This window comes from Dolichospermum sp. LEGE 00240, from assembly GCF_015207875.1.
Taxonomy (GTDB): Bacteria; Cyanobacteriota; Cyanobacteriia; order Cyanobacteriales; family Nostocaceae; genus Dolichospermum; species Dolichospermum gracile.
Genome location: NZ_JADEVZ010000015.1, coordinates 39,920 through 64,954, shown reverse-complemented (window position 1 = coordinate 64,954; position 25,035 = coordinate 39,920). Strand labels below are relative to the sequence as shown.

Sequence of the window (25,035 nt, the reverse complement as noted above, 5' to 3'; positions counted from 1 at the left end):
TTTGATTTGAATAGTCAGCAATAACAAAAATATCGTCGAAATTACCATTTAGATAGAATAAATGTTCTCAAAAATCTAAATTCCAAAGAACATAACATCAAACAAAATTATCCTGAAAATCCTTAAATCGGTGGATATCATGATATGGCTTGCGCTATGCTACGCTATCAGACAGTAGTATGCTATAATCATTACTAGATATACCCAGCGCCTACCATGAGTCAATGTCTCAATCCTCAATGTAATTACGAAAATCTCCCAGGTACTAGCTTTTGTCGAAACTGTGGCGGTAAAATAGTCCTACGAGATCGCTATCGTCCGATTAAATTCCTGGGAGAAGGTGGTTTTGGCAAGACTTTTCGAGCAATAGATGAAGAAAGATTAAACACCCCCTGCGTCATTAAACAGTTTTTACCCCAACAAGCCGGAAGCGCAGCCTTACAAAAAGCTACAGAACTATTTCAACAAGAAGCCGTCAGACTGCAAGACTTAGGAAAACATTCCCAAATACCAGACTTATTGGCATTTTTTTCTCAAGATGGTTTACTTTATTTAGTCCAAGAATTTATAGATGGTCAAAATCTTTTGCAAGAATTTCAAACTCAAGGTAAATTAAACGAATCCCAAATTATAATTATCCTCACAGAATTATTGCCAGTTATCCAATTTATTCATGATAATCATGTTATTCATCGAGATATTAAACCAGAAAATATTATCAGAAGTAAACAAGGTAAATTATTCCTAATTGATTTTGGCGTTTCCAAAGAAACCAGTAGCAGTATTTTAACTAGGGTTGGGACTATTACAGGTACACCCGGATATGCTCCTCCAGAACAATCTCGTGGCATGGTTTATCATAGTAGTGATCTCTATAGTTTAGCTGTTACCTGTGTGCGATTATTGACGGGACATTTTCAAACATCCGACGGACAAGATAAACTATTTGATACCGAAGAAATGCAATGGCAATGGCAAAAGTATGTTTCTTTAAGTCCAGAATTAACTGATGTTTTAGAAACAATGTTGCAGGATATTCCTCGCAAACGTTATAATTCAGCGAAGGAAGTTTTAGCAGCATTGGAAAATCCTATCAGTCAAAAAACTGTTGTTGTTCCTTCTCCACCACAGGTTTCTAATAATCCCTTTAAACAAATTTTTCAGCAATTTATTTCTCCCCCAACTAACCCACCCCAACCAGCAAATATTCCACCGCAATTTAATAATTCTCACAGATCATTTACCCAGGATTTAGGTAATGGTATTTCTTTGGAAATGATTGCTATCCCTGGGGTAACTTTTAAAATGGGTTCTCCAAAAAATGAACCAGAAAGATATGATAACGAAAGTCCCCAACATCAAGTTACCATTCAACCATTTTACATGGGCAAGTTTACTGTTACTCAAGCACAATGGGAAAGAGTCGCAGCGTTACCAAAAATCAATGATGATCTAAATCCCCAACCCTCCCATTTTTCTGGCAAAAACAGACCAGTGGAACAGGTTGCATGGCTTGACGCACAGGAATTTTGTGCTAGAATCAGTAAATCTATAGGTAAAAAATACCGTTTACCCAGTGAGGCTGAATGGGAGTACGCTTGTAGAGCCGGGACAACCACACCATTTTATTTTGGTGACAATATCACCCCTGATTTGGTAAACTATAATGGTAATTATCCTTACGCTGCCGGTGCAAAAGGTAAATATCGCCAACAAACCAAAGATGTAGGAACTTTTCCCCAGAACTCTTTTGGTTTGTATGATATGCACGGTAAGGTATGGGAGTGGTGTGAAGATGATTATGAAGAAAATTATAATAATGCGCCTAAAGACGGTAGTGCTTTAATTAATCGAAGCGCACAATACAAGTTCTTGCGCGGCGGTTCTTGGCTCAACGGCGCTAGGTATTGTCGGTCTGCGATTCGCATTAGGTCTTTGCGTGACGTTCGCCGCATCAGCTACGGTTTTCGGGTCGTGTTTTCGTTCAGGACTTTGTAGCCCTTTATACTCTCACCCTTTCACCCTCTGCACTTCTTTCTCTTTTCCCTTCTTAGCCCCCCGCCTTTGGCGGAAAAATATTTTTTTAGAAAAAATATAGAGGTATTATCTGAAGTATATCACATCAATTAAGAAAATAGCAACAAGGCAGAATTATATGCAGCAATTCTCATTTTGAAAAAATAAGGTCTGAATCACGGATTAGACGGATTGCGCTGATTTCACGGATTTTAGCAACTTTTATCATAGCAAATAACCTAATCCGCGTAATCTTTTAATCCGTATAATCCGTGATTCTCACTTCAAAATGAAAACTGGGTTACAGAGAGTACAGAGGGTGGACAATGGCCACCCTACACTAATCCAAGGTTGCTTAAACTAGGGCTGGTACGGGAATTTCCAGGTGAGGATATAATGGGAAGCGATCGCACAATGCGGCGACTCTCATTAAACAATCTTTAGTTACTGTATCTGAATCTGGGGAAAGTAGGCGATCGCTAATAATATTCGCAACTTCCGTAAATTCTGCCACACCGAAACCTCTAGTTGTCATCGCTGGAGAACCCAATCTTAAACCACTAGTAACAAAAGGTGATTCAGTATCAAAGGGAACTGTATTTTTATTGGCGGTGATATTCACAGTGCTAACCAGTTGATCTCCCTTCTTCCCAGTCATACCAATAGAACGTAAATCTACTAACATCAAGTGATTGTCTGTGCCATCAGACACTAATTTAAAGCCTCTGTTTTGCAATTGAGTAGCCATAGCGCGAGCATTTGCAATTACCCGTCCAGAATAGTCTGTAAACTCAGGTTTGAGAGCTTCACCAAAAGCCACAGCCTTACCAGCAATAACGTGTTCTAGTGGTCCACCTTGAGTCCCTGGGAACACTGATTTATCCAGCTTTTTACCCAATTCGGCATCACGGGTCAAAATCAAGCCACCTCTTGGACCACGTAGGGTTTTATGAGTTGTGGTGGTAACAACATCACAATAGGGCAGGGGGTTGGGATGATGACCAGTCGCCACTAAACCAGCAATGTGAGCAATATCTGCAAGTAAGTAAGCGCCAACTTCATCAGCAATACTGCGGAACTTTTCAAAGTCAATAATCCGAGGATAGGCTGAATAACCACAAATCAACAGTTTAGGACGTTCTTTAAGTGCTAAATCCCGGATTTGGTCATAATCCAATTGTTCGGTTTCTTTACTTACGCCATAATGACGGACTTGAAACCATTTACCAGAAACATTCACTGGTGAACCGTGAGTCAGGTGTCCCCCATGGGATAAGTCCATACCCATAATTGTGTCTCCTGGTTGCAGCAGGGTCAGGAAGACGGCAAAATTAGCTTGGGCGCCGGAATGGGGTTGAACATTGGCATGAGCCGCACCAAATAGCTGTTTAGCTCGGTCAATGGCTATTTGTTCAATTTTGTCAACAAACTCGCAACCGCCATAATAACGTTTACCGGGTAAGCCTTCGGCGTATTTATTGGTTAATACTGAACCTTGGGCAGCTAATACGGCAGCGGAGGTAAAGTTTTCACTGGCAATTAATTCTAGGTGATCACGTTGGCGCTGTAATTCTTGGTTAATTAGTTCATTAATGGCAGGATCGGAGTTTTTTAGCAGGTCTGAGTTAGTTTTTGTCATTTTTGATGTTGCTGATAAAGTTGATGAAAATTGAAATTGGGGTTAAACCTATTACCAAAGTTGTAAATTAGGCAATTTGTTTATTATAAGAATTTAGACGGAAAACCTTTGAGAACGGGGAAGGTTATTATCTAAGAATTATTGACTTTAATCAACGTGGTGGCTGGAATTTACGTATTATTTTGTACCTAAACTCACAAAACTCTTAAATATACAAGATACAATAGCAACAAGGGGAGACTCACATTTTGCACCTAGCGACTGGAAGTCACGGCTACACAGGCAAAACCCTTGATTTTTCCTGAGTCCGCGTAGGCGGACTTGGTTTGTATGGTTCCGCGTTCGCGTTAGCGTGCCGGAGGCATCTTTCTAATCGCCAGGGTTTGGTATTATATCGTTTTTTATCAATTCTGTATTTCACGCAAGTGCATACCACTGTGGCAAATTTTCTCTATTGTCAATTTTTTTAATTGCTCTATTTAGGAAAAGAGGGGGTTGAGATGTTAGTCATTCTCATGGACAATCAAATCCTTAGCTCTGAAAAGGTCTGTCAGTCTTGTTTACTAGCAAATGGTAGTGGACAACCTCGCTGGGGTGGAGGTAAACTGCGCTGTGGTCAAGCAATTAATAAGTTTACAGAACAACAGCCAGACCAATATGAGTGTGTGATGGGCTTTCGTGTCGCCAATATAAAATAGATTTGCCAGCAAGGTCAAGTATCTGCGTTATCCTAAGCTCAATAGCTGTTGAAATTTAGCCACAGGAGAACACAAAATGTCTTGGCGCGGGTCTACAACTTTCCCTGAGCGAATTTTCGCTTGTTTACCTTATTTATTGCCTTTGATTGACAGTCTAAGCTTTGGTAGTTTTTTGTTTAGACAGTTTCCGCTACTTAAGCTTCTGCTTATACCACTGCAACCAGTGCTAATAGTTTACGGAAGTTTAGGGCAAATTGGTCAACTGATTGTGTTTTTTGCCTTATTCATGTTGGTAGTGAGAAACGAAAAAATCAATCATTTCATTCGTTTCAATACAATGCAAGCAATTCTTTTAGATATTGTTATATTTTTGTGTTCCGTATTACTGCGAATTTTGACTTCGATTCCTGGCACTGATTTTGCTATGGAAACTCTGGCCAATACCATCTTTTTGGGTATACTGGCCGCAGTTGTCTATTCTGTGTTCCAGTCTCTGATGGGTAAGTATGCGGAAATTCCCGCGATTTCCGATGCAGTACATATGCAGGTACGCTAACGCCCTACAACTGTGTTTTCTAGGCGACCAATTCCTTCGATTTCCACACGGATGCGATCGCCTATTTGTAAAGCTCCTACCCCCATTGGTGTACCAGTTAATATTATATCCCCAGGTAATAAGGTCATCACTTGACTGATATAAGACACCAAAAAATCTGGGGAAAATACCATTTGATCAATACAAGTAGACTGAACTGGGTGGGGATGATCATTCAAAAATGTTTGTAATCTCGCACCTGGGTTCAATTCTCGGACAATCCAAGGACCCAAAGGACAAAAAGTGTCAAAACCTTTGGCTCTAGTCCATTGGGGGTCTTTTTTCTGTAAATCCCTGGCTGTGACATCATTGGCAATGGTATAACCCCAAATTTTACTTTGGGCTTGGGCTGGGGTACAATCACAGGTGCGATCGCCAATCACCAAAGCCAATTCTCCTTCATAGTCTACCCGTTGAGACTGATGAGGATACTTAATTTCTTTTGCCGACGCAATGACAGACGTAGGCGGTTTGAAAAAAATTAGCGGTTCAGCAAATACAGGAGTCCCCATTTCCGCTGCATGATCAGCATAATTCTTGCCTACACCCACAATTTTTGAAGGCGCACAGGGCGCTAGAATCGTGTAAGAATTGGATGGCAGGATTAAATCCGTAGGTTGACCATCCAACCAAGGTGGAGCATCTAGCACCTCCACATTCTGAGTAAGCTGGAGCAACCCATAGTGAATTTTCCCTTCTTGACTTTGAACTCGCACATATCGCTGCGCCATAAGTTTGACAAATATCCCTTAAATATGCTTTCTTTTATGCAGAATGTGGTTAATGATTGCCATTGAAAACTTGTCAAATTATAAGATAAATATGGAAAACCTGATGAATTTAATTGACAAACTATAAACCAGTGGACAAATTCTGCTAAAAATTGTGTTAGTGTAGAATGGCTAAAAAATTGTCAAAATTCCTTGTTGCTTGAGATGTTGATCAATGAAATTATCGCTCACAGCAATGTTTGTGTGAATTAACACCTCTTCAGCCATTTTGTCCAAAAGGTAAATTTAAAAAACATGACCACAGTTTACGAAACCATGTACATCCTGCGTCCTGACTTGGGAGATGAACAGGTAGTACAACAAATTGCTAAATACGAAAACCTCATTCGTGAACACGGTGCTGAGAATATTGAAATTCAAAACCGTGGTAAGCGTCGTCTAGCTTATGAAATTCAAAGACATCGTGATGGCGTTTATATTCAACTCAACTACACAGGTCCGGGAACAGTAATCGCTATCATGGAACGGTCGATGCGATTGAGCGAAGAAGTAATTCGTTATATGACCGTCAAGCAAGAAGTTCACCAAGAAAAACCAGCAGAAGAAGTTGTAGCAGCTTAATAACCGCGGTTTCTCAAATCAGCCCTGGCGAATGGAATTCACGGCTACACAAACAAAGTCCGCCTGCGCGGACTAAGGAAAAATCAAGGATTTGAAACCCACGCAGGTGGGTTTTGCCTGTGTAGACGCGGTTTCTAACCGCCCGTTTAACTAAACCCCTACTTTAGAATCAAATAATCAAGTCGTTTTGAGTATATTATAGAAATTTCTAAATTATTTTAATCAAATTGCTCAGTATGTGATACAATCGGCGCAAGTCAAAAATCAAGCATAACTGTATATATATTAAGTAAGAGCTTTAAGTGCCGTGAGCCAATCTGATATACCAAACATCCAAGAACTGTCTACGGAAATATCCCAGTTGCGCCAAGACTTACAACTGCGTGATCAATTAGTTCAACAGTTATCACAAGAACTATTTCGGCTAGTTAAGGGGAATACCAACTTTACACCGCCAAAACCTGAGCCAGAGATAGATTCCAGTCAATTGCAAGCTTTAAGAGATCAAATCCAAGCTGTAGAACAACAGGTAACGTTCTACCAAGAGCAAATTACAAATCGGGATACAGAGATATATCAATTACGCCAGTCTGTGCAGGAACTAACTGATCGTAGTCGAATGTTAGAGCAAGTAGTACAGGAATTACCCCAAATTTACCGTCGTAAGTTCGAGGAACGCATGACACCAGTACGAGACAAGGTAACAATCCTACAACGAGAAAATCGCCAATTGCAAGCCGAATTGCAAAGTGTGAGTTATCGTTTAGCGCTCAAAAACCGCTACGCAAATCATGGTGGTATTGATTTACCGAATTTTCCTCGTTCAGAAGCGACAGCCGATAGTATACCTGCTCCCCAGAATGCGTGACATATTCCTACACTGTACTCCATAAGTCAGTGTAGGCTTGACATAGATGATAAACGCTCTTAAAAAGCAGACTTAGGTAATTTTACATTTAATTTTCATAAGCTATTAATAATACAATTTAGGGCGGGGAGACCCCGCCCCTACTCGCCAAATCTCTTACTCTCTGTGACTCTGCGCCTCTGCGTGAAATAAATTTATGTCTTTATTCACTCACACCAACTTGTAACAAATCTAATCCTTGGGCAAAAATCTCATCAATTGGTAACATTTGTCCTTCTTCAGTCATGAATTTATGATCTTTTGTAGCGCGAATAATTGCCCCATTTTCTAATAAATATTCATAAACTTCTTGTTGTCCGCGATTATGCCATTGGGCAATTGACTGAGTATAAAGTATCCCATTACTATCAACAGTATAAACTTTACATTCAATCTGTTTTTCGACAATTTCCCCAATCTGTAAAAAACCATATTCAACAGTTAGAATTTCTGTGTCATAACTTAAACAGTATTCGGCAAACTTCAACATATCAGCAAATAAATGTTCAGAAACTTGGGGTACTACACCGTTTTTTGCAGAACCATCAATAAAATTTTGTTTTTGTTTCTCCATTTCTGATACTTTCTTTTTACCCATAGCGCGACGCAGTAAATCGGCTTGTCCTAAACTATAACCAGCCATATCTTGAGCAATTTTCATAATTTGCTCTTGATAAACCATGATTCCGTAGGTTTCATTTAAGATTGGTTCTAAAATTTGAGTATCATATTCAATTTCTTCTCGTCCATGTTTACGATTAATAAATTTAGGAATTAATCCGGCATCTAATGGACCTGGACGATACAATGCTAAAATGGAAGAAATATCTTCAATGTTTGAAGGTTTCAAATCTCGGACTATTTGTTTCATTCCTGAAGATTCTAGTTGAAATATTCCTTCTAAGTCACCTGCTTCTAATAGTGAATAAGCTTTAGCAACATCTTTTGGTAAGTTAGTATGATCACCTTTGGCTAATATTTTTTGTGCTTTTCTTTCTTGTCCTGTAATTTCATCAGGATCAATTCGGTATCCTTTGCTTTGTTCAATCAAATCAATGGTTTTTTGAATTAGGGTTAAGTTCCGCAAACCCAAAAAGTCCATTTTTAATAATCCCAATGATTCTAAATCTTCCATGAAATATTGGGTAATTACAGAACCATCATTATTGCGTTGGAGGGGAACAAGTTCGTCTAATGGTTCTGCGGAAATAACTACGCCGGCAGCATGAACACCAAAGGTTTTGTTAGTTCCTTCAATTCGCATGGCCATATCAATCCAGCGCCGGACAGTGGGATCATTATCATATTTGGCTTTAAATTCTGGTTCGGGAGTTTCATCGGAAATCATTACTTTTAGTTTAGTAGGTTTACCCCGAACTACAGGAATCATTTTTGCCATTTTGTCAGAATCCCCATAGGGAATATCTAATACTCTAGCAACATCTTTTAAGACTGCTTTGGATGTGAGACGGTTAAAAGTAATGATTTGAGCAACTCTATCAACACCATATTTTTCAGTGACATATTCAATGACTTTATCTCGTTGTTCAATGCAGAAATCGGTGTCAATATCAGGCATTGATTTCCGTTCGGGATTGAGGAATCTTTCAAATAATAAGCCATGATGGACGGGATCAATATTCGTAATTTTCATGGCATAGGCTACTAAAGAACCTGCGGCAGAACCTCGTCCTGGACCAACGGGAATGTTATTATCTCGCGCAAATTTGATGTAGTCCCACACTACTAAAAAGTAGGTAGAAAATCCCATTTGTTGAATCATTTTTAATTCATATTCCAATCTTTCTTTATAGACTGGATCTACTTCGTGGCGAGATTTGCGATTTAATCTTTCTAAAAGTCCTAGCCAGGCAACTTCTTCTGCATAGGTATCGGCTGTGTGTCCTGAAGGGATTGTGGGTGTGGGAATTTGGGGATCTCCCATGATGTGATAAGGTTCGACTTTATCAGCAATTTCGACCGTTGTGGCGATCGCTTCGGCAATGATATCATCGGGTAAATGGTCACGGAATAGCTGGTACATTTCTTCTGCTGATTTGAGGTATTCTGTGCCGCTATACCGCATTCTTTTATCTTCGCTAATGAGTTTCCCGGTTTGAATACATAACAAGGCATCGTGGGATTCTACATCAAAACAGGAGATAAAATGGGAGTCGTTGGTGGCGATAAATTTAATTCCTAATTCTCTGGCAATTTTGATTATTTCTACATTCACAATTCGGTCTTCTTGCGAACCATGATCTTGAATTTCTAAATAAAAATCTTCACCAAATACATCTTTATACCATTTAGCAACTTTTCTGGCTGCATCTGGACGATTACTCATAATTGCTTGGGGAATTTCTCCACCTAAACAAGCGCTGGTGACTATTAAACCTTCACGATATTGTTTAAGTAAATCTTTGTTAATACAAGGACGGGAAAAAATGCCTTTACCTTGTACTCCTTGAAGATGGGAAATGGTTGTTAATTTAACTAAATTTTTATAACCTTTGGTATTTTTAGCTAATACGACTTGATGATATTTGGGACGGCGTTCTTGTTTGTCAATTTCACCGTTTAAAATATACATTTCGTTGCCAATTATTGGCTTAACGTTTTTGTTGCGGCAGATTTTGATCAGTTCAACTGCGCCATACATGACACCATGATCTGTGAGGGCGATCGCTTTCATTCCTAATGCGATCGCTCGATCTACTAATTCTGGTAGTTGACTAGCACCATCAAGCAAACTGTAATCACTGTGAATATGTAAAGGAACAAATGACATATTAGTATTTGGTAGATTTATGAGAATTTTAGATTAACAATGATATCAAGTATTTGAGTTAATGATAACCCAATCGCGCATCTTTTAACAAAAGCTACATCATTCCCAATCATGGAAGTTTGATGTCCTGATAAAAGTACACCGCTATTAACTGCTAAATTGCCATACATATCATATAATAACTTATTATGACCAACTACAAACTACTCGCTATCTTTTAATTATGAATCGATCCAATAATGGTGGCATACTTGAACAGGTTGTCAATATAGTAATGGGTGTAAAAACTCGGACTTGCTACACTTTATCATTGTAGGAGGAGAAGATGGAGATGCCAACGTTTGAATTTTTAGGAAAAGAGTTGGCGATCGCTGATGACACAAGTGCGATCGCCGATCTTGTAGGTTGGATTGAGGTGACGGATGCTGTTGGCGAAACATTATTTAATACCCTAAAAACCTTAATGCTACGTTATTCAGTTCGCAAACGTCCTGTAGTTGTGTAACGTAATCAACGGTAAAATAACGGTTCTAGACGTTAACTTATATTTCGCCAACAGCATCAGGTGACGAAACCCAAAATTGCCTTTTTCCCAAATTACCATCCAATATCTGAGTTATAATCAATGCCATCAACTTTACACCTTAATCAAATAAATTAACTTATGTCTGCTACAATTCGTGAAGAGCTTCACCAACAGATTGACCGATTACCTGATCACATTGTTGAAAAAATTGCCAACTTTACCCGATTAATTTCCACTGAGCCAAACAACATTTCAGAATATACTAATTGGCAAGATGAAGACTGGCAAAAATTTTCATTAGAGCAATTTTTTAAAGAAGAAGATGAAATTGCATATTCCCTAGCAGATGCTCAAGAAATTTATCAACCATGAAACCAGGGGATATTGTTCTAATTCGTTTTCCTCAAGCAGACTTGAAATCAGGGAAACTACGTCCAGCTTTAGTTATTGCTATTGCACCAGGTCGTCATCGTGATTTATTACTTGCTTTAATTTCTTCTTGTCTCCATCAAGCTACTGTAGGATTTGACGAAATTATTAATACCTCAGATTCTGACTATATTACTACCGGACTTAAAGTGGCTTCTTTAATTCGGCTTGGACGATTAACAAGTGTCGAATCATCTGTAATCAATGCACGTTTAGGAAATATCTCACCAGAAAGACTAATACTCATTAAAAATCTTTTAATCAATTGGCTAAGAAAATAAAATTAGTGCGATCGCTATATAGAGCATTTTTAGCAAGCCTATTCAAAAATTAACTCCCCAATTTCACCAAACTTACCTAAAATCATATTCTGTCACAAGCACCTGTTTCATTTTAATTTCTGCTCCCACAGTTGGATCAAAATTAGTCAACCAGATATCACCCCGTTTAGGACTAGAAGAATTAGTAATCAATTAAGTCTCCTGTCTGTAATTCTTGCCATTCTTTATCTTGCTGGTAATGCTCTAACATTAAATCAGATTGTGACGCTAAAATCCTTTTTCGTTCCTCTATAGGTAACTTTATAAGTTCACGACGGCTGATATTTTGTTCCTTTAACTCATCAATATTGACAGAAAATGTGAGTTCACCATTTTCTTTTTCTCGCTTCGCACTTTGCAAATTTTGAGAAATTTCCTCGCAGCGTTCTTCTCTTAAATATTGCTGCAGTAACAATTGAATTTGTAACTTTTCTTCAATTGAAAACCCTTTTATTGCTTCTACCACATCAGTAAAAATCATAATAGTTATTCTTCACTTTCAATTAATCTTTTACCATTACTAAGACGCTGCAAAAACTCAGGAAAATTCATCAAATCATCAACCGATTCTGATGGTGGCATTTCCACCCAATTTGCTTCAGCATTCAATTTATCAACATAAATATAAAATGCCTCTTGGTCATCTCGATGAGATAAAACATAAGCACGTAATTCTTTTGTACTCATACCTTGGAAGTTAGGCTGACTCATACCACATACCTCCATTTACCATTAGGATATATTTCTATCATATTCTCTTCACGCCTCTACGCCTCTGCGTGAAACAAAAAATAACTAACTCACACTAATAGTCTTTGCATTTGTGGTGTTCCTGATAAATGCTTGGCAATATGTCTAAGAGCGATCGCACTTCTTCCACCATTAACTAAGAGCGATTCCTGCGGGGTGCTTTGCGATTCCTGCGGAGCGCTTCGCTATCGCCTTTGACACTGAGTTCCGCACAATTGCACATCTCCACCATCATCTAACTAAGAGCGATTATAATTCTTGAATTGTTACTAAACCACCTTCTGTAAATTGGATAGATAATTCATAACCATCAAGTAAACCAGTTCCTAATAATGGTAGCTTTCCTGTAGCTAATACATTAACTGCTCTTTCCTCACCATTCCAAATAATAGTAGCCTGATGTACTGGTAAAAGCACACGGCTATTATCTGCTAAATTTGCGTACATATCATAAACAAAAGGGAATCCCAAAAGATTCACGGCTGCGGGAGGTAAGGAAAGAAATTCTGTAAAACCTGTATCAATCACAAATTCAATTGTAAAATCTGGTTGTTCTGGGAATCGAAATATGACATTAACAGTTGCACGTCCATTTTTGATAATGCCAGTTATCATGGATAATCACGCTCCATTTCTCCACTAAATGATGCAGCCACTTTGTAACCAATGCGAATACCAAAAAGTCGAGCAAATCTGTTTTTATTCCGTAAATAATGCGCTGATTCTATGCCTGTTTTATCAATAGCGTATTCACCTGTTTCTATATCAATAATTATCATTTTACCGATGTTTTCTGCTGTTTCTACTTGTTGACGAATGCCATTTTCATATAATTCTTTGGCACGTTTGGCAACTTCTTCGCTGCTGAGGAGAATGGCTTGCATTTTGTTTCATCCTTTTTCGTGATTAGTTTATTATACTTGATTAGTAGTACAGTTTATTCTTCTTCAAGCCACTGTTCATAACCACACACAAGTAATTTTTCCTTTAAATTAGCGATCGCTTCAGATGTGGGTACATCAATTGACTGTATCCGATATACATCATTGAGGACAAGACTATAATCTTTACCGCTTTTGCGTGTTGCTTGCAGATTTAAGGCTCTAGATAATGGATTATCGGGGATCATAGTTACTCTTTGCAAAAGGCGATATCTTCGAGATGATATGTGATCCCACATCTCCACCATCAGTTAAATTGATATATAATTAAAATGAATAATTTTTGATATCTTATCATGACATTACAAGAATTGCAAAAACAAGTATTACAGTTACCAATGAGCGATCGCTGGCAATTGGTACAAACTGTATTAGAATCAATACAACAAGAAACTATATCACCATCAAAGAAGGGTAATTTATCTCGACTGCGTGGTGTTGCTAAGAGTGTAAATAGCTCAAATAATGAGAATATTAATAGAGATTATGTCACTTATCTAACTGAAAAATACAAATGAAGCGAGTTTTTATTGATACGAATGTGGTTTTAGATTTTTTACTAGAAAGAGAAGCTTTTGTAGAAGATGCAGTCAAGCTATTTGCAAAAATTGATGCAGGTGAGATTATAGGGTTTATTGCTGCTACTACAATTACTAATATTTATTATATTATTCGTAAAGCCGCAGGTGTAAAAGTTGCTCAAGATGCAATTTCTCAAATTCTCACAGATTTACATATTTGCACAGTTGATAAAAATATTTTAGAAACAGCAGTAGCTTTAAATTTTCAAGATTTTGAGGATGCTGTGCAGTATGCTTGTGCTATGAAATCAATGGTAGATGTGATTGTAACTCGTGATGTGTCTGGATTTTTAGGTTCAGAAATTCCAGTGATTTTACCTGGGGAGTTAAATCATATTTCTAGGGAATAAAAGCGATTCCTGCGGGGTGCTTTGCGATTCCTGCGGAGCGCTTCGCTATCGCCTTGGGTACTAAGTTCCGCACAATCGCAATTTTCTACCATTGTCTAACTAAGAGCGATTATAATTCTTGAATTGTTACTAAACCACTTTCTATGAATTGGATAGATAATTCATAACCATTAAGTAAACCAGTTCCCAATAATGGCCGCTTTCCTGTTGCTAAAACATTAACTACTCTTTCCTCACCATTCCAGATAATTAAAGCTTCATGTACTGGTATGTCCACCCAACTATTATTAGCTAGATTTGCTGGTAGTTCATATAGAAAAGGTAAATTTATTAAAGTGACCGCTGCTGATGGTAAACTAAGATCGCCTGTAAATCCTGTATCAATTACAAATTCAATAGTAAAATCTGGTTTATTTGGCAAACGAAATATAACATTGACAGTTGCACGCCCGTTTTTGATAATACCATTTATCACTGATAATCACGCTCCATGTCACCACAGAAAGAAACAGCAACTTTGTAGCCGATACGAAGTCCATATAGTCTGGCTAATGGGTTTTTATTGCGTAAATAATGCGCTGATTCTATGCCTGTTTTATCAATTGCATATTCACCTGTTTCTATATCAATAATTATCATTTTACCGATGTTTTCTTCGGTGTCTACTTGCTGACGAATGCCATTTTTATATAATTCTTTGGCACGTTTTGCGACTTCTTTGCTGCTGAGGAGAATAGCTTGCATTTTGTTAATCCTTTTTCGTGATTAGTTTATTATACTTGATCAAATATTTGAGATTCCTGCGGGGTGCTTTGCGATTCCTGCGGAGCGCTTCGCTATCGCCTTTGGTACTGCGCCCCACACAATCGCACATCTCCACCATAGTCTAACAAAGAGCGATTCCTGCGGGGTGCTTTGCGATCGCCTTTGGTACTGAGTTCCACACAATTGCATCTCTCCACCATAGTCTAACTAAGAGCGATTCCTGCGGAGCGCTTCGCTATCGCCTTTGGTACTAAGTTCCGCACAATTGAACATCTCCACCATCATCTAACTAAGAGCGATTCCTGCGGGGTGCTTTGCGATCGCCTTTGGTACTGAGTTCCACACAATTGCATCTCTCCACCATAGTCTAACTAAGAGCGATTCCTGCGGAGCGCTTCGCTATCGCCTTTGGCACTGAGTTCCGCACAATCGCACATCTCCACCATAGTCTAACTAAGAGCGATTTCATTATTTTTTCACTATGTAAAATGTGTGATTATCTTTTATTTTATGATCTACACTTGCAGCAATCTTTGTTTTTTCTGTAACTATAAGTTCAGGATATTCGGTATTATCTAATTGAATTGTTAAAATAGGTTTTTTATAAAACCTACCTTCTTTTGCTTGGATAATTAACATATCTCCAACTTTTATCGTATAATTTTCAAGTTCAAACGCCAATACTTTATTGCCAAAAATTTTAATTACATTTTCTACTTTCTGAAAAGTATGTCTGGATTCTTCTTTAATAACTTGTTCAAATAATGTCTGAAAAATAGCTTGACAATATTTCTCTAAAAATTGAATATAAGGTTCTAATTCAGATATGCTAAGGATATCATCTACTTCTTCTGAACCGTGAGCAATTTGGTTTCTTCTTTCAACCAAGTCATTTATTTTATTATACAAAATATCCTTTTCTATTCTAGAAATAGTATTTTGGTTTAAACCAATTTCATTTTTAAGTTCTTCATTTTTTAACAATTCCTCATTCAAATCCAAATTTAACTTGTTGAATAACTCTACAATTTTATTATGTTTTAAATTACCTGACAAAAGAACAAAAGCATCTGTATTAATTTGATATTTGGTAGGATTGACTATACAATCATTAAGTTTCTTTAGCACTTCCTCTTTTGTAAGATGCTGATATTTGGCACTTTCCCTACTGGTAATAGTATTTATCAATTTTAAAGAAAGTTCAAAATGATTGTCTCTGATTTTTTCGTGTATTTGTGTATATTCAGGTATGACAGTCGATAGAAAATCAAGATACTCTTTAATCCATATTTCTACATATTTTTCTAGCAGTCCATATAGTGAGATAATAGATGCTTTATATTCAAATATTCGCTTATCTGTTCTAAAACCCCTATAGTGACTATTTAGAGTATTAAGTAAATTTTTGATTTGCTCATTATCATTATCTTGAATATGATAAGCAGCTACATCATTTACATATTGAATATGTTTCAAATATTCTCTAATTTGATTGAGTTCTCTTTTAAAGTTTTCTAATGATTCTATATTCATAATTTCTACCAAAGTTTATTTAATATACTTTTGTAGAAAGTTATCAAAATATTCAATTCTTGTTTCCAAGGCTTTTTTGGTAGCATACCTACCCTCAAAAAGAAAACGATTATTTTCTTCTTCTACACGTAACATTTTTTCATCAGAATACATCTCATTCTTTATCGCGTTCTTATGTTTTAGTAATTGATTCTTGAAGGAAATTTTTTTAGCAAACACTTGCATCATTGAGTCATAAACTATTTTTAAAGGAATTTTTCTATTCCGCTCTCCTTTTGGTGGAATAAAAGCTTGATTTCCTAATATATGATAAATTATGTCAATAGTCTCATTAAATAGACTTTCCAGGTTTTTCATTGTTTGATCAGAATAGCTATTTGCTTGTTTTAAATATTCATCTAAAAATTTATCAACTCCTGTAGATTTTAATTTATCTATATGACGATAAGCAAAGAAGCGTAAGACTAATTCTACATCTTCCATCTTTTTATAAGATTCATTTTCTAGTAATTTTTCTTCTCCTTCACATTCTAAAGGGAAATTCCACATTTTCCGGAAATATTCATTTTGAGAAAGTTTTATACATAATTGGTTAAATTTTCCATTTTGTAACGCATTTCTTGTTTCTTGGTGAGTTAACTTTTCTCCACCACTGTTGAGTCTTTCAAAAACTATTCGTTTAAGTTCTTCAGCTTCTTCTTGACTTTTAGCTGTTTCTTGTAATAAAACAACAGATGATAAATAGCGTCTATCTATACCTCTTCTCACTTGCTCTGGTAAGGTTTCATATTTTCTACCATTTAGTTCTCTCCAATACTGTAGTCCTTCCAGTTGAAAATTACCTTGATAAAAATCATCAATAGCAGTTAATCTTTGTTGTCCATCCATTACTTCATAGAGAGAATATTCTATTTCATATAAAAAGATAGGTGGGATTGGTACATTCATAATGAATGATTCTATCAACCTAGATTTACGAACGTTATCCCATCTTTTTCTACGTTGATATTCAGGATCAAGAATATATTTTTTACTCTCAAGCATTTTCGGTATACTATCTAACGGATAACGAGCTTGTTCCGTAACAATTCTAATTTCACCCTTTTTATATTTTTCATTAATTTCTTCATCTGATGCTGATTCATGATTTGTATCTAAATTATCTAGAAAAGTAAAAGTTTCGCCTAAAATTAATTCACTATTTGCAATCATATTAGTTATTCCTTATGTTATTAATAATCTAGTTCCAGGTTAATTATCATTAGCCGTTACCAGTATATCATATTCTGCCACAAACACCAGTTTCATTAATTCTAAAAGTCACTAACCAACCTGTAGGATATTTTTTTCGCGCTTTTTTTCAGTAATACTGTCATCAACATCAATAAAATAATCACCACTATTGGTGTTCAATTACCATAAACCAATTGTAATGATCATTTATTAATTCAGGACGAACTCGATTAAAAACAACATGCGCTTTTTCTCCACGCGCATTTCTTTCTGCTTCTCTTCTAGGTAATTCTTCCAGTGGTATTGTAAATTCTGGAAAAATTCTCCCTGGTTGACGACGACGCACAGATTTTGTATTACTCATAATTCACCTTACCTCATTTTGATCAATTACCAATTATTCTTGATTTTCAAGTAAACCTTTCCCATTACTAAGTTTAATTTAACCAATTCCTAAGAAATTCTTCAATGCAGTTTTATATTTATTCTTCAACTTCTTAGAAATCAATCCTCCCTGTTGAATTTGTGATACAATATCAGCAGATAAACAATCTTTGGGTATAGGACTACCAGAAGTTATACAAATAGCAAGATCATTTGCATCCATTTCACGAGCAAAATAGTAAGCTATAATAGATTCCTTTTTAATAAAACTTGGTAAACTCGGTCTGGTACTAAAACACAAACTCTTTCAGAGTTATTTTTCTTGTCTGTTAAATTAACAAATAAATATTTATTACCAGAAGTTTTTGCAATTGCGACGTAAAAATGTTGTCCATTAGGAGGTGTATCAATTAAAAATACATCTCCTATGTTAATAGAAATACTAGACACTTAGCACCTCATCTAAATATGCTTCCCTGAGTGCTATTTGTCTAATTTCCTCAATTTCTTCCTGACTTTTACCAACATTTTTCAGAATATCTTCTACTGAAATGGGAATAGCAGAACCATGAGGATCTTTCCACTCTGGTAAATCATGAGTCCATTCAGCAACATGAAATGGATCAAGATGTCCAAAGCTTTGATATACCTCTTGAAGAATCTCCTCTTCTTCTTCGCATAGTTCATCATTTCCTGGATCTTTGACTAAGTAAACAAAGTTTTTATCACCAGGAGAAATGTACTCAGACCACAGAGGTAGAGCATCATCAATAGGTTTACCTTTAATTAGATCATAAACACCACTAAGAACAGGACCATATTTCATTGATACATAGTGATCACCTGTAATTGGCTGTTCTATTCTTTCTAATGCAATACGATCAGCTATATAGAGCATTTTTAGCAAACCTAAATATTTGATAGGCTTACCATGCAGCTTCATAAGTATAGCTGCGGCTTCTACAGCTTTTTCTGGGTGAAACCGAAACTGGATAGGCATAATTATCCTTAATAAGCAGTGTAGTACATTTATATTATAAATCTTGATCTGAAAACGCGAAAATTTATTATACAAATCTGAGACTATATCATTACTCAGTTTATTCTGGACTTTGATCTTTTCCCTTCTCCTCTCTGCGACTCTGCGCCTCTGCGTGAGAAAAAAACAAAAAAACGGTAGAGAACTGAAATCCTCCACCGTTCAATTAACAATTAAAAAACCTAACTAAGACTCAACACCTTGGGTTAACAACTCCCGTGTTTGTTGAGAACTAACTTGAACAATGCCATTTTCATCAACGTCAACAAGAGCAGTATCGCCGTCTTTGATGCGTCCAGACAGAATTTCTTCCGCCAAACTATCTTCCAACAAGCGCATAATTGCCCGACGTAATGGCCTTGCACCGTAGCTAGGACTGTAACCCTCAGTGATCAAGCGATCCTTGAAGCGGTCTGTGACTTCTAAGACAATGCCTTTTTCCGTCAAGCGACCAAACACTTCCTTGAGCATGATTTCCGCAATTTGGGTAACTTCGATCTTGTTCAACTGACGGAAGACGATAATTTCATCTAACCGGTTCAGGAACTCAGGACGGAAGTAATTCTTCAGTTCCTCATTCACCAAAGAACGAATCCGGTTGTATTGAGATTCGTTAGCATCTTCAGCAAAATCGAAACCTATACCGCTACCACCTTTTTCAATGACCTTAGAACCAATGTTGGAAGTCAAAATCAGCAAGGTGTTCTTAAAGTCCACCGTACGACCTTTCGCGTCAGTTAAACGCCCATCTTCCAAAATTTGCAGGAGCATATTGAACACATCGGGGTGGGCTTTTTCGATTTCGTCGAATAGCACCACAGTGTAGGGACGACGACGGACAGCTTCTGTTAATTGACCACCTTCGTTGTAACCGACATAACCAGGAGGTGAACCGATCAATTTACTGACGGTGTGACGCTCCATGTATTCGGACATATCTAAGCGAATCATGGCTTCTTCCGAACCGAAGAAGTAGGAAGCCAAGGATTTCGCCAATTCAGTTTTACCTACCCCAGTAGGACCTGAGAAGACAAAACTCGCGATCGGCCGATTCGGATTTTTTAACCCAACACGAGCGCGACGGATGGCTCTAGAAACAGCCTTCACAGCGTCTTCTTGACCGATGAGGCGCTGATGTAAGGTGTCCTCCATGTGCAGCAACTTCTCGGACTCAGATTCGGTAAGTTTGTTCACCGGTACACCTGTCCAAGAAGCGACAATGTGAGCAATGTCTTCTTCTGTAACTACAGGTTCAACGCCGTCACCACTAGCGCTGTTACTCTTGGTTTGAGCAATGGTGCGGATTTCGGCTTTGATTTCCATTTCCCGATCGCGCAATTCTCCCGCCCGATCAAAGTCCTGGGAACGGACTGCATCATCTTTTTCTTTTAAGATTTGCCGTAGTTCCTTGTCTAATTCCTTGGCTGCTGGGGGCAGTTGGGAGTTAATCAAGCGCACCCGTGAACCCGCTTCATCCATCAAGTCAATGGCTTTATCTGGCAAAAAGCGATCGCTAATATAACGATCAGACAATTTCGCCGCCGCTACCAATGCTTCATCGGATATCTTCAGCTTGTGGTGTGCTTCATAGCGATCGCGCAAACCATATAAAATTTCTATTGTTTCATCAACGGTCGGTTCACCCACCATTACAGGCTGAAAGCGTCTTTCCAACGCTGCATCCCGTTCAATGTGTTTACGGTACTCATCCAAAGTCGTCGCACCGATACATTGCAACTCACCCCGCGCCAAAGCTGGCTTGAGGATATTCGCTGCATCAATCGCCCCTTCGGCTGCACCCGCACCAATTAAGGTGTGAACTTCGTCAATTACCAGGATGACATTACCCGCAGAGCGGATTTCATCCATAATTTTTTTGAGACGTTCTTCAAATTCACCGCGATATTTAGTTCCCGCTACGAGCAAACCAATATCGAGTGTCACCACACGCTTATCTTCCAAGATATCGGGGATATCCTTACTAGCGATGCGTGAAGCTAAACCTTCAGCGATGGCGGTTTTACCAACACCTGGTTCACCAATCAACACGGGATTGTTTTTCGTCCGGCGACCCAAAATTTGGATAACCCGCTCAATTTCCTTGGCGCGTCCCACCACAGGATCAAGCTTGTTATCTATGGCCATTTGGGTCAGGTTTGATCCAAACTCATCGAGAGTTGGGGTTTTAGTGCGACCAGAGGGGCCACCCGGCGTAACTTCCGCCGTTTCTCCCAACATCCGAATCACTTGGGTTCTCACCTTGGTCAAATCTACACCGAGGTTTTCTAGCACCCTGGCTGCGACACCTTCCCCTTCGCGGATCAGTCCCAACAGCAGATGCTCGGTACCAATGTAGTTATGCCCCAATTGGCGTGCTTCTTCCAAGGATAGTTCTAAAACCCGTTTTGCTCGTGGCGTAAACGGAATTTCTACGGCGACAAAGCCAGAACCCCGTCCTATGATTTTTTCAACTTCAATGCGAGCATCTTTGAGATTAACTCCCATTGATTTCAGCACCTTGGCGGCTACTCCTGTGCCTTCACCAATCAAACCCAAGAGGATTTGCTCAGTTCCGACAAAGTTGTGACCTAAACGGCGGGCCTCTTCTTGGGCCAGCATGATTACCTTAATGGCTTTTTCTGTGAAGCGTTCAAACATGGCATTTTTCCCATCACCTGCGTCGTGCCGGTATGCTGATTTTAGCACAGGCTAAAATTTTGGATATCTATATCAACAATAGTAGATATCCAGTTACGATGACACAGGTTGATCGGTTAATGAGTAGCTATTAATTAACTTTCTGGGGTTTGTTTACTGAGGAGAGTGATATTACCAGCATTTTGGGGACTAAATCCAAACCATAGACCATTGATGTTGCGATTTTTGTTAGCAGTCCCAAATAAACTCAGATATCATGAAGTGTGTAGCAATGTCAAATTAATTGACTCGATGATAAGTTTTTTATATAGATAAAAGTTTTAATACAATATATTTTGATATAAAATCAGGGCAAAAAATTTATTTTATCTTCATAAATGTGGTTAACAGTGGTCGGATTGTGAAAATTTTGGCATTGTTCGTAGAAAGGAGAGTTGGCTAAAATAACTGCATTTAAACTCGTTTGTTCATGACAATCGCACATTCAACCAGCAAGTATACTCAAAACGGCTAAAATCTAGACTTTTTTATGATATGAAAAACAAGTTCAAAGCCTCTCCCCGTTGCGGGGAGAGGTTTGGAGAGGGGTTCTATATTTGGTTAAACTATAAACCGTTTTCAGTATAGTCCATGCAGGTGGACTTTGTTTGTGTAGTAGCGATTTCTAATGGCTGGAAACTTTTCAAACACCCTCTTAGAAGAGCAGGTGATATTTTTTTGCTACTTATGGGTAATCTAATCATAGTAGGGGTAATGCTGCTATTAAGACAACAGCAATTTTTGACAGATGACTAACTCTAGTGATGATTACTTGGTTCGGCGCGGTAAGCAGATTGAGCGAAAGAAAAGAATTGTTACATATATTGGACTTATTTCATTTGGCGGTTCAATATTGTTCGGCGGGGTTAATGCCATCAAACAGTCTTGGGAAAAACCTCAGCAAGCAGTAGTTCAAACTGCTGGGAATGATTTACAGACACAGATGAAGGGGTATGAGTTGGTTTTACAACGTGAACCGAATAATCAAATGGCACTTGAGAGATTGTCCATTATGCGGTTAAGGTCTGGGGATAACCAGGGGGGGATTGCCCTAATTGAGAAGTTAATAAAATTACATCCAGATAGAGAGGATTATAAAGCTGTTTTGGCAGATGTAAAGAAGAAAATGAGGGAAAAGTAAGAGCGATATCAGAATTGTTTAAGTAGGTTGGAGTTGAAAGTTGTCGTTATGGCAAGGCAAAAGGCAAGAGGCAAGAGTGAAGAGGGTTTGGGCGATTTTACGTTTCTTTACACAGTTTGGTTTTATTGTGTTCACCTACTTATAATGTATTTGAGATGGATATAATTCCATATCCGATTTTAGTGAAAGCTAACATATTCTTCCAAAATGGAAAACTATGGACACCCTGAAAATTTCTCCTTCAACACAGTTACCAGATCATACTCAATTACCCTGTGAAGATGGAAGTTTCGTGAAAAATTTTCAAGAACATCCCCAAAGTATTCTTTTAACAGAATCTATCTGGTCAAAATTACAAACAATTCATCCAGATAAACAATTTTGCATAGGACAAGATAGCGGTATTTATTGGCGGATTACAGAACCACCAGAAAAAGGTGCAGAAGCGCCAGATTGGTTTTATGTTCCTGATGTGCCACCTGCCTTAAATGGTCAAATGCGCCGTTCTTATGTGATGTGGCAAGAATTAGTTGCTCCCCTAATTGTCATTGAATTTGTATCCGGTAATGGTAGGGAAGAAAGGGACGAAACTCCCTATCAAGGAAAATTTTGGGTTTATGAAAAAGCAATAAGAGTCCCTTTTTATGGTATTTACGAAGAAAAGAAATCATCTTTAGAATTATATCATTTAATTGAAGGACAATATCACTTAATGCCACCTAATGCCAGGGGTCATTATGTAATTGAAAAAATGGGTGTTGAATTAGGAATTTGGCAAGGAACATATAAAAATGTCGAGTTACCTTGGTTAAGGTGGTGGGATTTGGAAGGTAATTTCTTGTTAACAGGAGAAGAACAAGCTGAACAGGAAAAACAACGGGCTGATAAATTAGCAGCAAAATTGCGAGAATTAGGCGTTGAATTTGATGATTGAGCAATTTTTTATATGGAGATGATTTAAATCACAGTTAACCGGGCAGTTAGAAACCGCGTCTATACAGGCAAAACCCAGATGGTGCGTGGGTTTAAATTCCTTGAGTTTGTTAAAATTAAATAGCAGAAAAATATGGAGGTTTTGCCCAATGAAAACTTTAGTTAAATGGACAATTAGCGACTACCATAAAATGATTGAATCAGACATTTTAACAGGTCGTAATTGCGAGTTAATAGATGGAGAAATTATAGAAATGAGTCCAGAATTGCCTCAACATTATAATACTGCAAAAAGAGGTGTAACTTATTTAGGAAATCTTTTACAAGGAAAGGCAGATATAAGGTTTAATGGTCCAATTACTTTATCTAATTCTGAACCAGAACCTGATATTGCCATTGTTAAATTACCTGAACACAGATATAATGACCATCATCCATATCCCGATGATATTTTTTGGTTGATTGAAGTTGCTAATACGAGTTTAAGTAAAGATTTATCAATTAAAAGAAAAATTTATGCTCAAGCGCAAATAGCTGAGTATTGGATTATCAACTTAACAAGTCAAGAATTAATAGTTTTTCGTAACCCTGAAAACGGGGATTATTTAGTAGAAATAAAATGGCAAGAACCGATAATTAAGTCTTTAGCTTTTCCTGATATTGAGATTATTATTAGTCAGATGTTGAATTAAAAAATTATAAATTAAATATGGGGGAAATTATGTCTTTTAATAAATACAAAAGCATTGCTGATGTATTACAGGAATTTCCACTCCCTTACAAAGAAAAAAATTTCATTGAACAAGTACCTATTGAAACATCAGAGTTTTAAGCCTCTCCCCGTTGCGGGGAGAGGTTTGGAGAGGGGTCAAATTATTTTCGTCGAACTCACGTTATTTTAGAGAAGCCCTATCTAATTATAGTGGAAGCTAAAAAAGATAACTTTGAAGAAGGTTGGGGACAATGTTTAGCGGAACTGATTGCTGCACAAAAAATGAATAGTAATCAAAATAAGCTGTTGTGCATTTAGTTTGTATAATTCTAGCGGGCAAGATGCCCGCACTACAAAGTTCAAGTAAATTATGGTTATCAAATTTAGCTGCGTAACAGCTTAGTCGGTTATTTGGTATAGTTTCTAATGGTAAGTTATGGGAATTTGCAGTTTTGCAAGAAATGGAGTTTATTAAGAATGTTAAATATTATGTATTAGAGGATTTACAAGTGCTGATAGAGGCGTTAAACTTTATATTTAGTAATAGTTTTGAACAGGTTATTTATTGAGTTTTTAACTTTTTCATGTTAATTGTAAATATTTATGAAAATAAACGTCCGCCTGTCTATAAGATGATAGATTTTCTGGGATTGTGGGTACTATGAGATTGAAAGAAAAATTATTAATCAATATTTTGATTTAA

General features: G+C 37.5%; 30 protein-coding genes. 13 read left to right on the top strand and 17 right to left on the bottom strand.

Features of this window, described 5'->3' with window-relative positions; genetic code table 11:
* Positions 1 to 216 precede the first annotated feature (216 nt).
* Entirely contained in the window at positions 217 to 1,998 is a 1,782-nt protein-coding gene (locus tag IQ226_RS07390; protein ID WP_193893996.1) for a bifunctional serine/threonine-protein kinase/formylglycine-generating enzyme family protein, read from the top strand.
* A 373-nt stretch (positions 1,999 to 2,371) separates the two neighbouring features.
* On the opposite strand, the gene glyA is transcribed toward IQ226_RS07390, so the two are convergent.
* The gene (gene glyA / locus IQ226_RS07385; protein WP_193893993.1) at positions 2,372 to 3,655 is read right to left on the bottom strand and encodes a serine hydroxymethyltransferase; all 1,284 of its coding nucleotides are present in this window, start codon (positions 3,653 to 3,655) and stop codon (positions 2,372 to 2,374) included.
* Between the two features lie 500 nt (positions 3,656 to 4,155).
* Between glyA and IQ226_RS07380 the strand changes: the two genes are divergently transcribed.
* Both IQ226_RS07380 and IQ226_RS07375 read left to right on the top strand, forming a co-directional pair.
* The gene (locus IQ226_RS07380) at positions 4,156 to 4,353 is read left to right on the top strand and encodes a hypothetical protein (RefSeq protein WP_193893990.1); all 198 of its coding nucleotides are present in this window, start codon (positions 4,156 to 4,158) and stop codon (positions 4,351 to 4,353) included.
* Between the two features lie 76 nt (positions 4,354 to 4,429).
* Complete coding sequence (locus IQ226_RS07375; protein ID WP_193893987.1) at positions 4,430 to 4,909, top strand: Tic20 family protein; 480 nt, start codon at positions 4,430 to 4,432, stop codon at positions 4,907 to 4,909.
* Here IQ226_RS07375 and IQ226_RS07370 read toward each other — a convergent pair.
* A complete protein-coding gene (locus IQ226_RS07370; RefSeq protein WP_193893984.1) occupies positions 4,906 to 5,679 on the bottom strand; it encodes a fumarylacetoacetate hydrolase family protein in 774 nt (257 codons plus the stop codon). The genes IQ226_RS07375 and IQ226_RS07370 overlap by 4 nt on opposite strands.
* A 294-nt stretch (positions 5,680 to 5,973) precedes the next feature.
* On the opposite strand from IQ226_RS07370, the gene rpsF reads away from it, so the two are divergent.
* On the top strand, positions 5,974 to 6,300 hold the full coding sequence (rpsF, locus tag IQ226_RS07365; RefSeq protein ID WP_193893981.1) for a 30S ribosomal protein S6: 327 nt from the start codon (positions 5,974 to 5,976) through the stop codon (positions 6,298 to 6,300).
* 307 nt (positions 6,301 to 6,607) lie between these two features.
* Positions 6,608 to 7,168, top strand: coding sequence for an Npun_F5560 family protein (locus IQ226_RS07360; RefSeq protein WP_193893979.1), 561 nt, complete (start codon positions 6,608 to 6,610; stop codon positions 7,166 to 7,168).
* Positions 7,169 to 7,370: 202 nt separating this feature from the next.
* Here IQ226_RS07360 and IQ226_RS07355 read toward each other — a convergent pair whose 3' ends face one another.
* Positions 7,371 to 9,998 carry a DNA polymerase III subunit alpha gene (locus IQ226_RS07355; protein WP_193893976.1) on the bottom strand — a complete coding sequence of 876 codons (2,628 nt, stop codon included), beginning with the start codon at positions 9,996 to 9,998 and terminating at the stop codon, positions 7,371 to 7,373.
* A gap of 331 nt (positions 9,999 to 10,329) precedes the next feature.
* Here IQ226_RS07355 and IQ226_RS07350 point away from each other — a divergent pair, with 331 nt between their 5' ends.
* The 3 genes from IQ226_RS07350 to IQ226_RS07340 all read left to right on the top strand — a co-directional run bounded on the left by IQ226_RS07350 (position 10,330) and on the right by IQ226_RS07340 (position 11,234).
* Positions 10,330 to 10,503, top strand: a complete 174-nt coding sequence (locus IQ226_RS07350; RefSeq protein ID WP_193893973.1) for a hypothetical protein — start codon at positions 10,330 to 10,332, stop codon at positions 10,501 to 10,503.
* A 159-nt stretch (positions 10,504 to 10,662) separates the two neighbouring features.
* Entirely contained in the window at positions 10,663 to 10,896 is a 234-nt protein-coding gene (locus tag IQ226_RS07345) for a hypothetical protein (RefSeq protein ID WP_193893970.1), read from the top strand.
* Positions 10,893 to 11,234: a type II toxin-antitoxin system PemK/MazF family toxin gene (locus IQ226_RS07340; protein WP_193893967.1), complete on the top strand. Its 342-nt coding sequence runs from the start codon at positions 10,893 to 10,895 to the stop codon at positions 11,232 to 11,234. The genes IQ226_RS07345 and IQ226_RS07340 overlap by 4 nt, the downstream gene beginning before the upstream one ends.
* Before the next feature lie 72 nt (positions 11,235 to 11,306).
* Here IQ226_RS07340 and IQ226_RS24995 read toward each other — a convergent pair whose 3' ends face one another.
* The 6 genes from IQ226_RS24995 to IQ226_RS07315 form a co-directional block, all read right to left on the bottom strand.
* Entirely contained in the window at positions 11,307 to 11,426 is a 120-nt protein-coding gene (locus tag IQ226_RS24995) for a type II toxin-antitoxin system PemK/MazF family toxin (protein WP_228039304.1), read from the bottom strand.
* Positions 11,416 to 11,754 (bottom strand): hypothetical protein, encoded by a 339-nt coding sequence (locus tag IQ226_RS24990; RefSeq protein ID WP_228039303.1) that lies wholly within the window; start codon positions 11,752 to 11,754, stop codon positions 11,416 to 11,418. Before IQ226_RS24990 ends, IQ226_RS24995 begins: the two co-directional genes overlap by 11 nt.
* A gap of 5 nt (positions 11,755 to 11,759) precedes the next feature.
* The gene (locus IQ226_RS07330; protein WP_193893964.1) at positions 11,760 to 11,984 is read right to left on the bottom strand and encodes a hypothetical protein; all 225 of its coding nucleotides are present in this window, start codon (positions 11,982 to 11,984) and stop codon (positions 11,760 to 11,762) included.
* 288 nt (positions 11,985 to 12,272) lie between these two features.
* Positions 12,273 to 12,638 carry a clan AA aspartic protease gene (locus IQ226_RS07325; protein WP_193893961.1) on the bottom strand — a complete coding sequence of 122 codons (366 nt, stop codon included), beginning with the start codon at positions 12,636 to 12,638 and terminating at the stop codon, positions 12,273 to 12,275.
* Positions 12,635 to 12,907, bottom strand: a complete 273-nt coding sequence (locus tag IQ226_RS07320; protein WP_015083190.1) for a hypothetical protein — start codon at positions 12,905 to 12,907, stop codon at positions 12,635 to 12,637. The genes IQ226_RS07325 and IQ226_RS07320 overlap by 4 nt, the downstream gene beginning before the upstream one ends.
* 53 nt (positions 12,908 to 12,960) lie before the next feature.
* Positions 12,961 to 13,152, bottom strand: a complete 192-nt coding sequence (locus IQ226_RS07315; protein WP_228039302.1) for a DUF3349 domain-containing protein — start codon at positions 13,150 to 13,152, stop codon at positions 12,961 to 12,963.
* A 108-nt stretch (positions 13,153 to 13,260) separates the two neighbouring features.
* Here IQ226_RS07315 and IQ226_RS07305 point away from each other — a divergent pair, with 108 nt between their 5' ends.
* Entirely contained in the window at positions 13,261 to 13,482 is a 222-nt protein-coding gene (locus IQ226_RS07305; RefSeq protein WP_193893958.1) for a hypothetical protein, read from the top strand.
* On the top strand, positions 13,479 to 13,895 hold the full coding sequence (locus IQ226_RS07300) for a PIN domain-containing protein (RefSeq protein ID WP_193893955.1): 417 nt from the start codon (positions 13,479 to 13,481) through the stop codon (positions 13,893 to 13,895). The genes IQ226_RS07305 and IQ226_RS07300 overlap by 4 nt, the downstream gene beginning before the upstream one ends.
* A 109-nt stretch (positions 13,896 to 14,004) precedes the next feature.
* Here IQ226_RS07300 and IQ226_RS07295 read toward each other — a convergent pair whose 3' ends face one another.
* From IQ226_RS07295 to IQ226_RS07260, 8 genes are all read right to left on the bottom strand, one after another.
* Positions 14,005 to 14,370 carry a clan AA aspartic protease gene (locus IQ226_RS07295; protein WP_193893953.1) on the bottom strand — a complete coding sequence of 122 codons (366 nt, stop codon included), beginning with the start codon at positions 14,368 to 14,370 and terminating at the stop codon, positions 14,005 to 14,007.
* Positions 14,367 to 14,639, bottom strand: a complete 273-nt coding sequence (locus tag IQ226_RS07290) for a hypothetical protein (RefSeq protein ID WP_193893950.1) — start codon at positions 14,637 to 14,639, stop codon at positions 14,367 to 14,369. Before IQ226_RS07290 ends, IQ226_RS07295 begins: the two co-directional genes overlap by 4 nt.
* A gap of 489 nt (positions 14,640 to 15,128) precedes the next feature.
* On the bottom strand, positions 15,129 to 16,193 hold the full coding sequence (locus IQ226_RS07285) for an MAE_28990/MAE_18760 family HEPN-like nuclease (RefSeq protein WP_193893947.1): 1,065 nt from the start codon (positions 16,191 to 16,193) through the stop codon (positions 15,129 to 15,131).
* Positions 16,194 to 16,208: 15 nt separating this feature from the next.
* Positions 16,209 to 17,405, bottom strand: coding sequence for a DUF262 domain-containing protein (locus IQ226_RS07280; RefSeq protein WP_168465900.1), 1,197 nt, complete (start codon positions 17,403 to 17,405; stop codon positions 16,209 to 16,211).
* 187 nt (positions 17,406 to 17,592) lie between these two features.
* Positions 17,593 to 17,790: a hypothetical protein gene (locus IQ226_RS24985; protein WP_228039300.1), complete on the bottom strand. Its 198-nt coding sequence runs from the start codon at positions 17,788 to 17,790 to the stop codon at positions 17,593 to 17,595.
* 78 nt (positions 17,791 to 17,868) lie between these two features.
* Positions 17,869 to 18,033, bottom strand: coding sequence for a hypothetical protein (locus IQ226_RS24980; protein WP_200888887.1), 165 nt, complete (start codon positions 18,031 to 18,033; stop codon positions 17,869 to 17,871).
* Between the two features lie 219 nt (positions 18,034 to 18,252).
* Positions 18,253 to 18,810, bottom strand: a complete 558-nt coding sequence (locus tag IQ226_RS07265; RefSeq protein WP_193893944.1) for a Panacea domain-containing protein — start codon at positions 18,808 to 18,810, stop codon at positions 18,253 to 18,255.
* Between the two features lie 225 nt (positions 18,811 to 19,035).
* The gene (locus tag IQ226_RS07260; protein ID WP_193893941.1) at positions 19,036 to 21,507 is read right to left on the bottom strand and encodes an ATP-dependent Clp protease ATP-binding subunit; all 2,472 of its coding nucleotides are present in this window, start codon (positions 21,505 to 21,507) and stop codon (positions 19,036 to 19,038) included.
* A gap of 787 nt (positions 21,508 to 22,294) precedes the next feature.
* Here IQ226_RS07260 and IQ226_RS07255 point away from each other — a divergent pair.
* The 3 genes from IQ226_RS07255 to IQ226_RS07245 all read left to right on the top strand — a co-directional run bounded on the left by IQ226_RS07255 (position 22,295) and on the right by IQ226_RS07245 (position 24,312).
* Positions 22,295 to 22,687 carry a M48 family metallopeptidase gene (locus IQ226_RS07255; protein WP_193893938.1) on the top strand — a complete coding sequence of 131 codons (393 nt, stop codon included), beginning with the start codon at positions 22,295 to 22,297 and terminating at the stop codon, positions 22,685 to 22,687.
* Positions 22,688 to 22,904: 217 nt separating this feature from the next.
* The gene (locus tag IQ226_RS07250; RefSeq protein ID WP_193893935.1) at positions 22,905 to 23,621 is read left to right on the top strand and encodes a Uma2 family endonuclease; all 717 of its coding nucleotides are present in this window, start codon (positions 22,905 to 22,907) and stop codon (positions 23,619 to 23,621) included.
* A 148-nt stretch (positions 23,622 to 23,769) separates the two neighbouring features.
* On the top strand, positions 23,770 to 24,312 hold the full coding sequence (locus tag IQ226_RS07245; RefSeq protein WP_193893933.1) for a Uma2 family endonuclease: 543 nt from the start codon (positions 23,770 to 23,772) through the stop codon (positions 24,310 to 24,312).
* Positions 24,313 to 25,035: the final 723 nt, after the last annotated feature.

Bases quoted from the DNA above. Each gene is read 5' to 3' on its own strand.
- IQ226_RS24985 (WP_228039300.1), bottom strand. From the start codon at position 17,790: ATGAGTAATACAAAATCTGTGCGTCGTCGTCAACCAGGGAGAATTTTT.
- IQ226_RS24980 (WP_200888887.1), bottom strand. From the start codon at position 18,033: ATGGATGCAAATGATCTTGCTATTTGTATAACTTCTGGTAGTCCTATA.
- IQ226_RS07375 (WP_193893987.1), top strand. From the start codon at position 4,430: ATGTCTTGGCGCGGGTCTACAACTTTCCCTGAGCGAATTTTCGCTTGT.
- IQ226_RS07330 (WP_193893964.1), bottom strand. From the start codon at position 11,984: ATGAGTCAGCCTAACTTCCAAGGTATGAGTACAAAAGAATTACGTGCT.
- IQ226_RS07350 (WP_193893973.1), top strand. From the start codon at position 10,330: ATGCCAACGTTTGAATTTTTAGGAAAAGAGTTGGCGATCGCTGATGAC.
- IQ226_RS07265 (WP_193893944.1), bottom strand. From the start codon at position 18,810: ATGCCTATCCAGTTTCGGTTTCACCCAGAAAAAGCTGTAGAAGCCGCA.
- IQ226_RS07315 (WP_228039302.1), bottom strand. From the start codon at position 13,152: ATGATCCCCGATAATCCATTATCTAGAGCCTTAAATCTGCAAGCAACA.
- IQ226_RS07340 (WP_193893967.1), top strand. From the start codon at position 10,893: ATGAAACCAGGGGATATTGTTCTAATTCGTTTTCCTCAAGCAGACTTG.
- IQ226_RS07290 (WP_193893950.1), bottom strand. From the start codon at position 14,639: ATGCAAGCTATTCTCCTCAGCAGCAAAGAAGTCGCAAAACGTGCCAAA.
- IQ226_RS07300 (WP_193893955.1), top strand. From the start codon at position 13,479: ATGAAGCGAGTTTTTATTGATACGAATGTGGTTTTAGATTTTTTACTA.
- IQ226_RS07255 (WP_193893938.1), top strand. From the start codon at position 22,295: ATGACTAACTCTAGTGATGATTACTTGGTTCGGCGCGGTAAGCAGATT.
- glyA (WP_193893993.1), bottom strand. From the start codon at position 3,655: ATGACAAAAACTAACTCAGACCTGCTAAAAAACTCCGATCCTGCCATT.
- IQ226_RS07285 (WP_193893947.1), bottom strand. From the start codon at position 16,193: ATGAATATAGAATCATTAGAAAACTTTAAAAGAGAACTCAATCAAATT.
- IQ226_RS07355 (WP_193893976.1), bottom strand. From the start codon at position 9,998: ATGTCATTTGTTCCTTTACATATTCACAGTGATTACAGTTTGCTTGAT.
- IQ226_RS07390 (WP_193893996.1), top strand. From the start codon at position 217: ATGAGTCAATGTCTCAATCCTCAATGTAATTACGAAAATCTCCCAGGT.
- IQ226_RS07380 (WP_193893990.1), top strand. From the start codon at position 4,156: ATGTTAGTCATTCTCATGGACAATCAAATCCTTAGCTCTGAAAAGGTC.
- IQ226_RS07325 (WP_193893961.1), bottom strand. From the start codon at position 12,638: ATGATAACTGGCATTATCAAAAATGGACGTGCAACTGTTAATGTCATA.
- IQ226_RS07280 (WP_168465900.1), bottom strand. From the start codon at position 17,405: ATGATTGCAAATAGTGAATTAATTTTAGGCGAAACTTTTACTTTTCTA.
- IQ226_RS07345 (WP_193893970.1), top strand. From the start codon at position 10,663: ATGTCTGCTACAATTCGTGAAGAGCTTCACCAACAGATTGACCGATTA.
- IQ226_RS07260 (WP_193893941.1), bottom strand. From the start codon at position 21,507: ATGTTTGAACGCTTCACAGAAAAAGCCATTAAGGTAATCATGCTGGCC.
- IQ226_RS24990 (WP_228039303.1), bottom strand. From the start codon at position 11,754: ATGATTTTTACTGATGTGGTAGAAGCAATAAAAGGGTTTTCAATTGAA.
- IQ226_RS07320 (WP_015083190.1), bottom strand. From the start codon at position 12,907: ATGCAAGCCATTCTCCTCAGCAGCGAAGAAGTTGCCAAACGTGCCAAA.
- IQ226_RS07245 (WP_193893933.1), top strand. From the start codon at position 23,770: ATGAAAACTTTAGTTAAATGGACAATTAGCGACTACCATAAAATGATT.
- IQ226_RS07370 (WP_193893984.1), bottom strand. From the start codon at position 5,679: ATGGCGCAGCGATATGTGCGAGTTCAAAGTCAAGAAGGGAAAATTCAC.
- rpsF (WP_193893981.1), top strand. From the start codon at position 5,974: ATGACCACAGTTTACGAAACCATGTACATCCTGCGTCCTGACTTGGGA.
- IQ226_RS07305 (WP_193893958.1), top strand. From the start codon at position 13,261: ATGACATTACAAGAATTGCAAAAACAAGTATTACAGTTACCAATGAGC.
- IQ226_RS07250 (WP_193893935.1), top strand. From the start codon at position 22,905: ATGGACACCCTGAAAATTTCTCCTTCAACACAGTTACCAGATCATACT.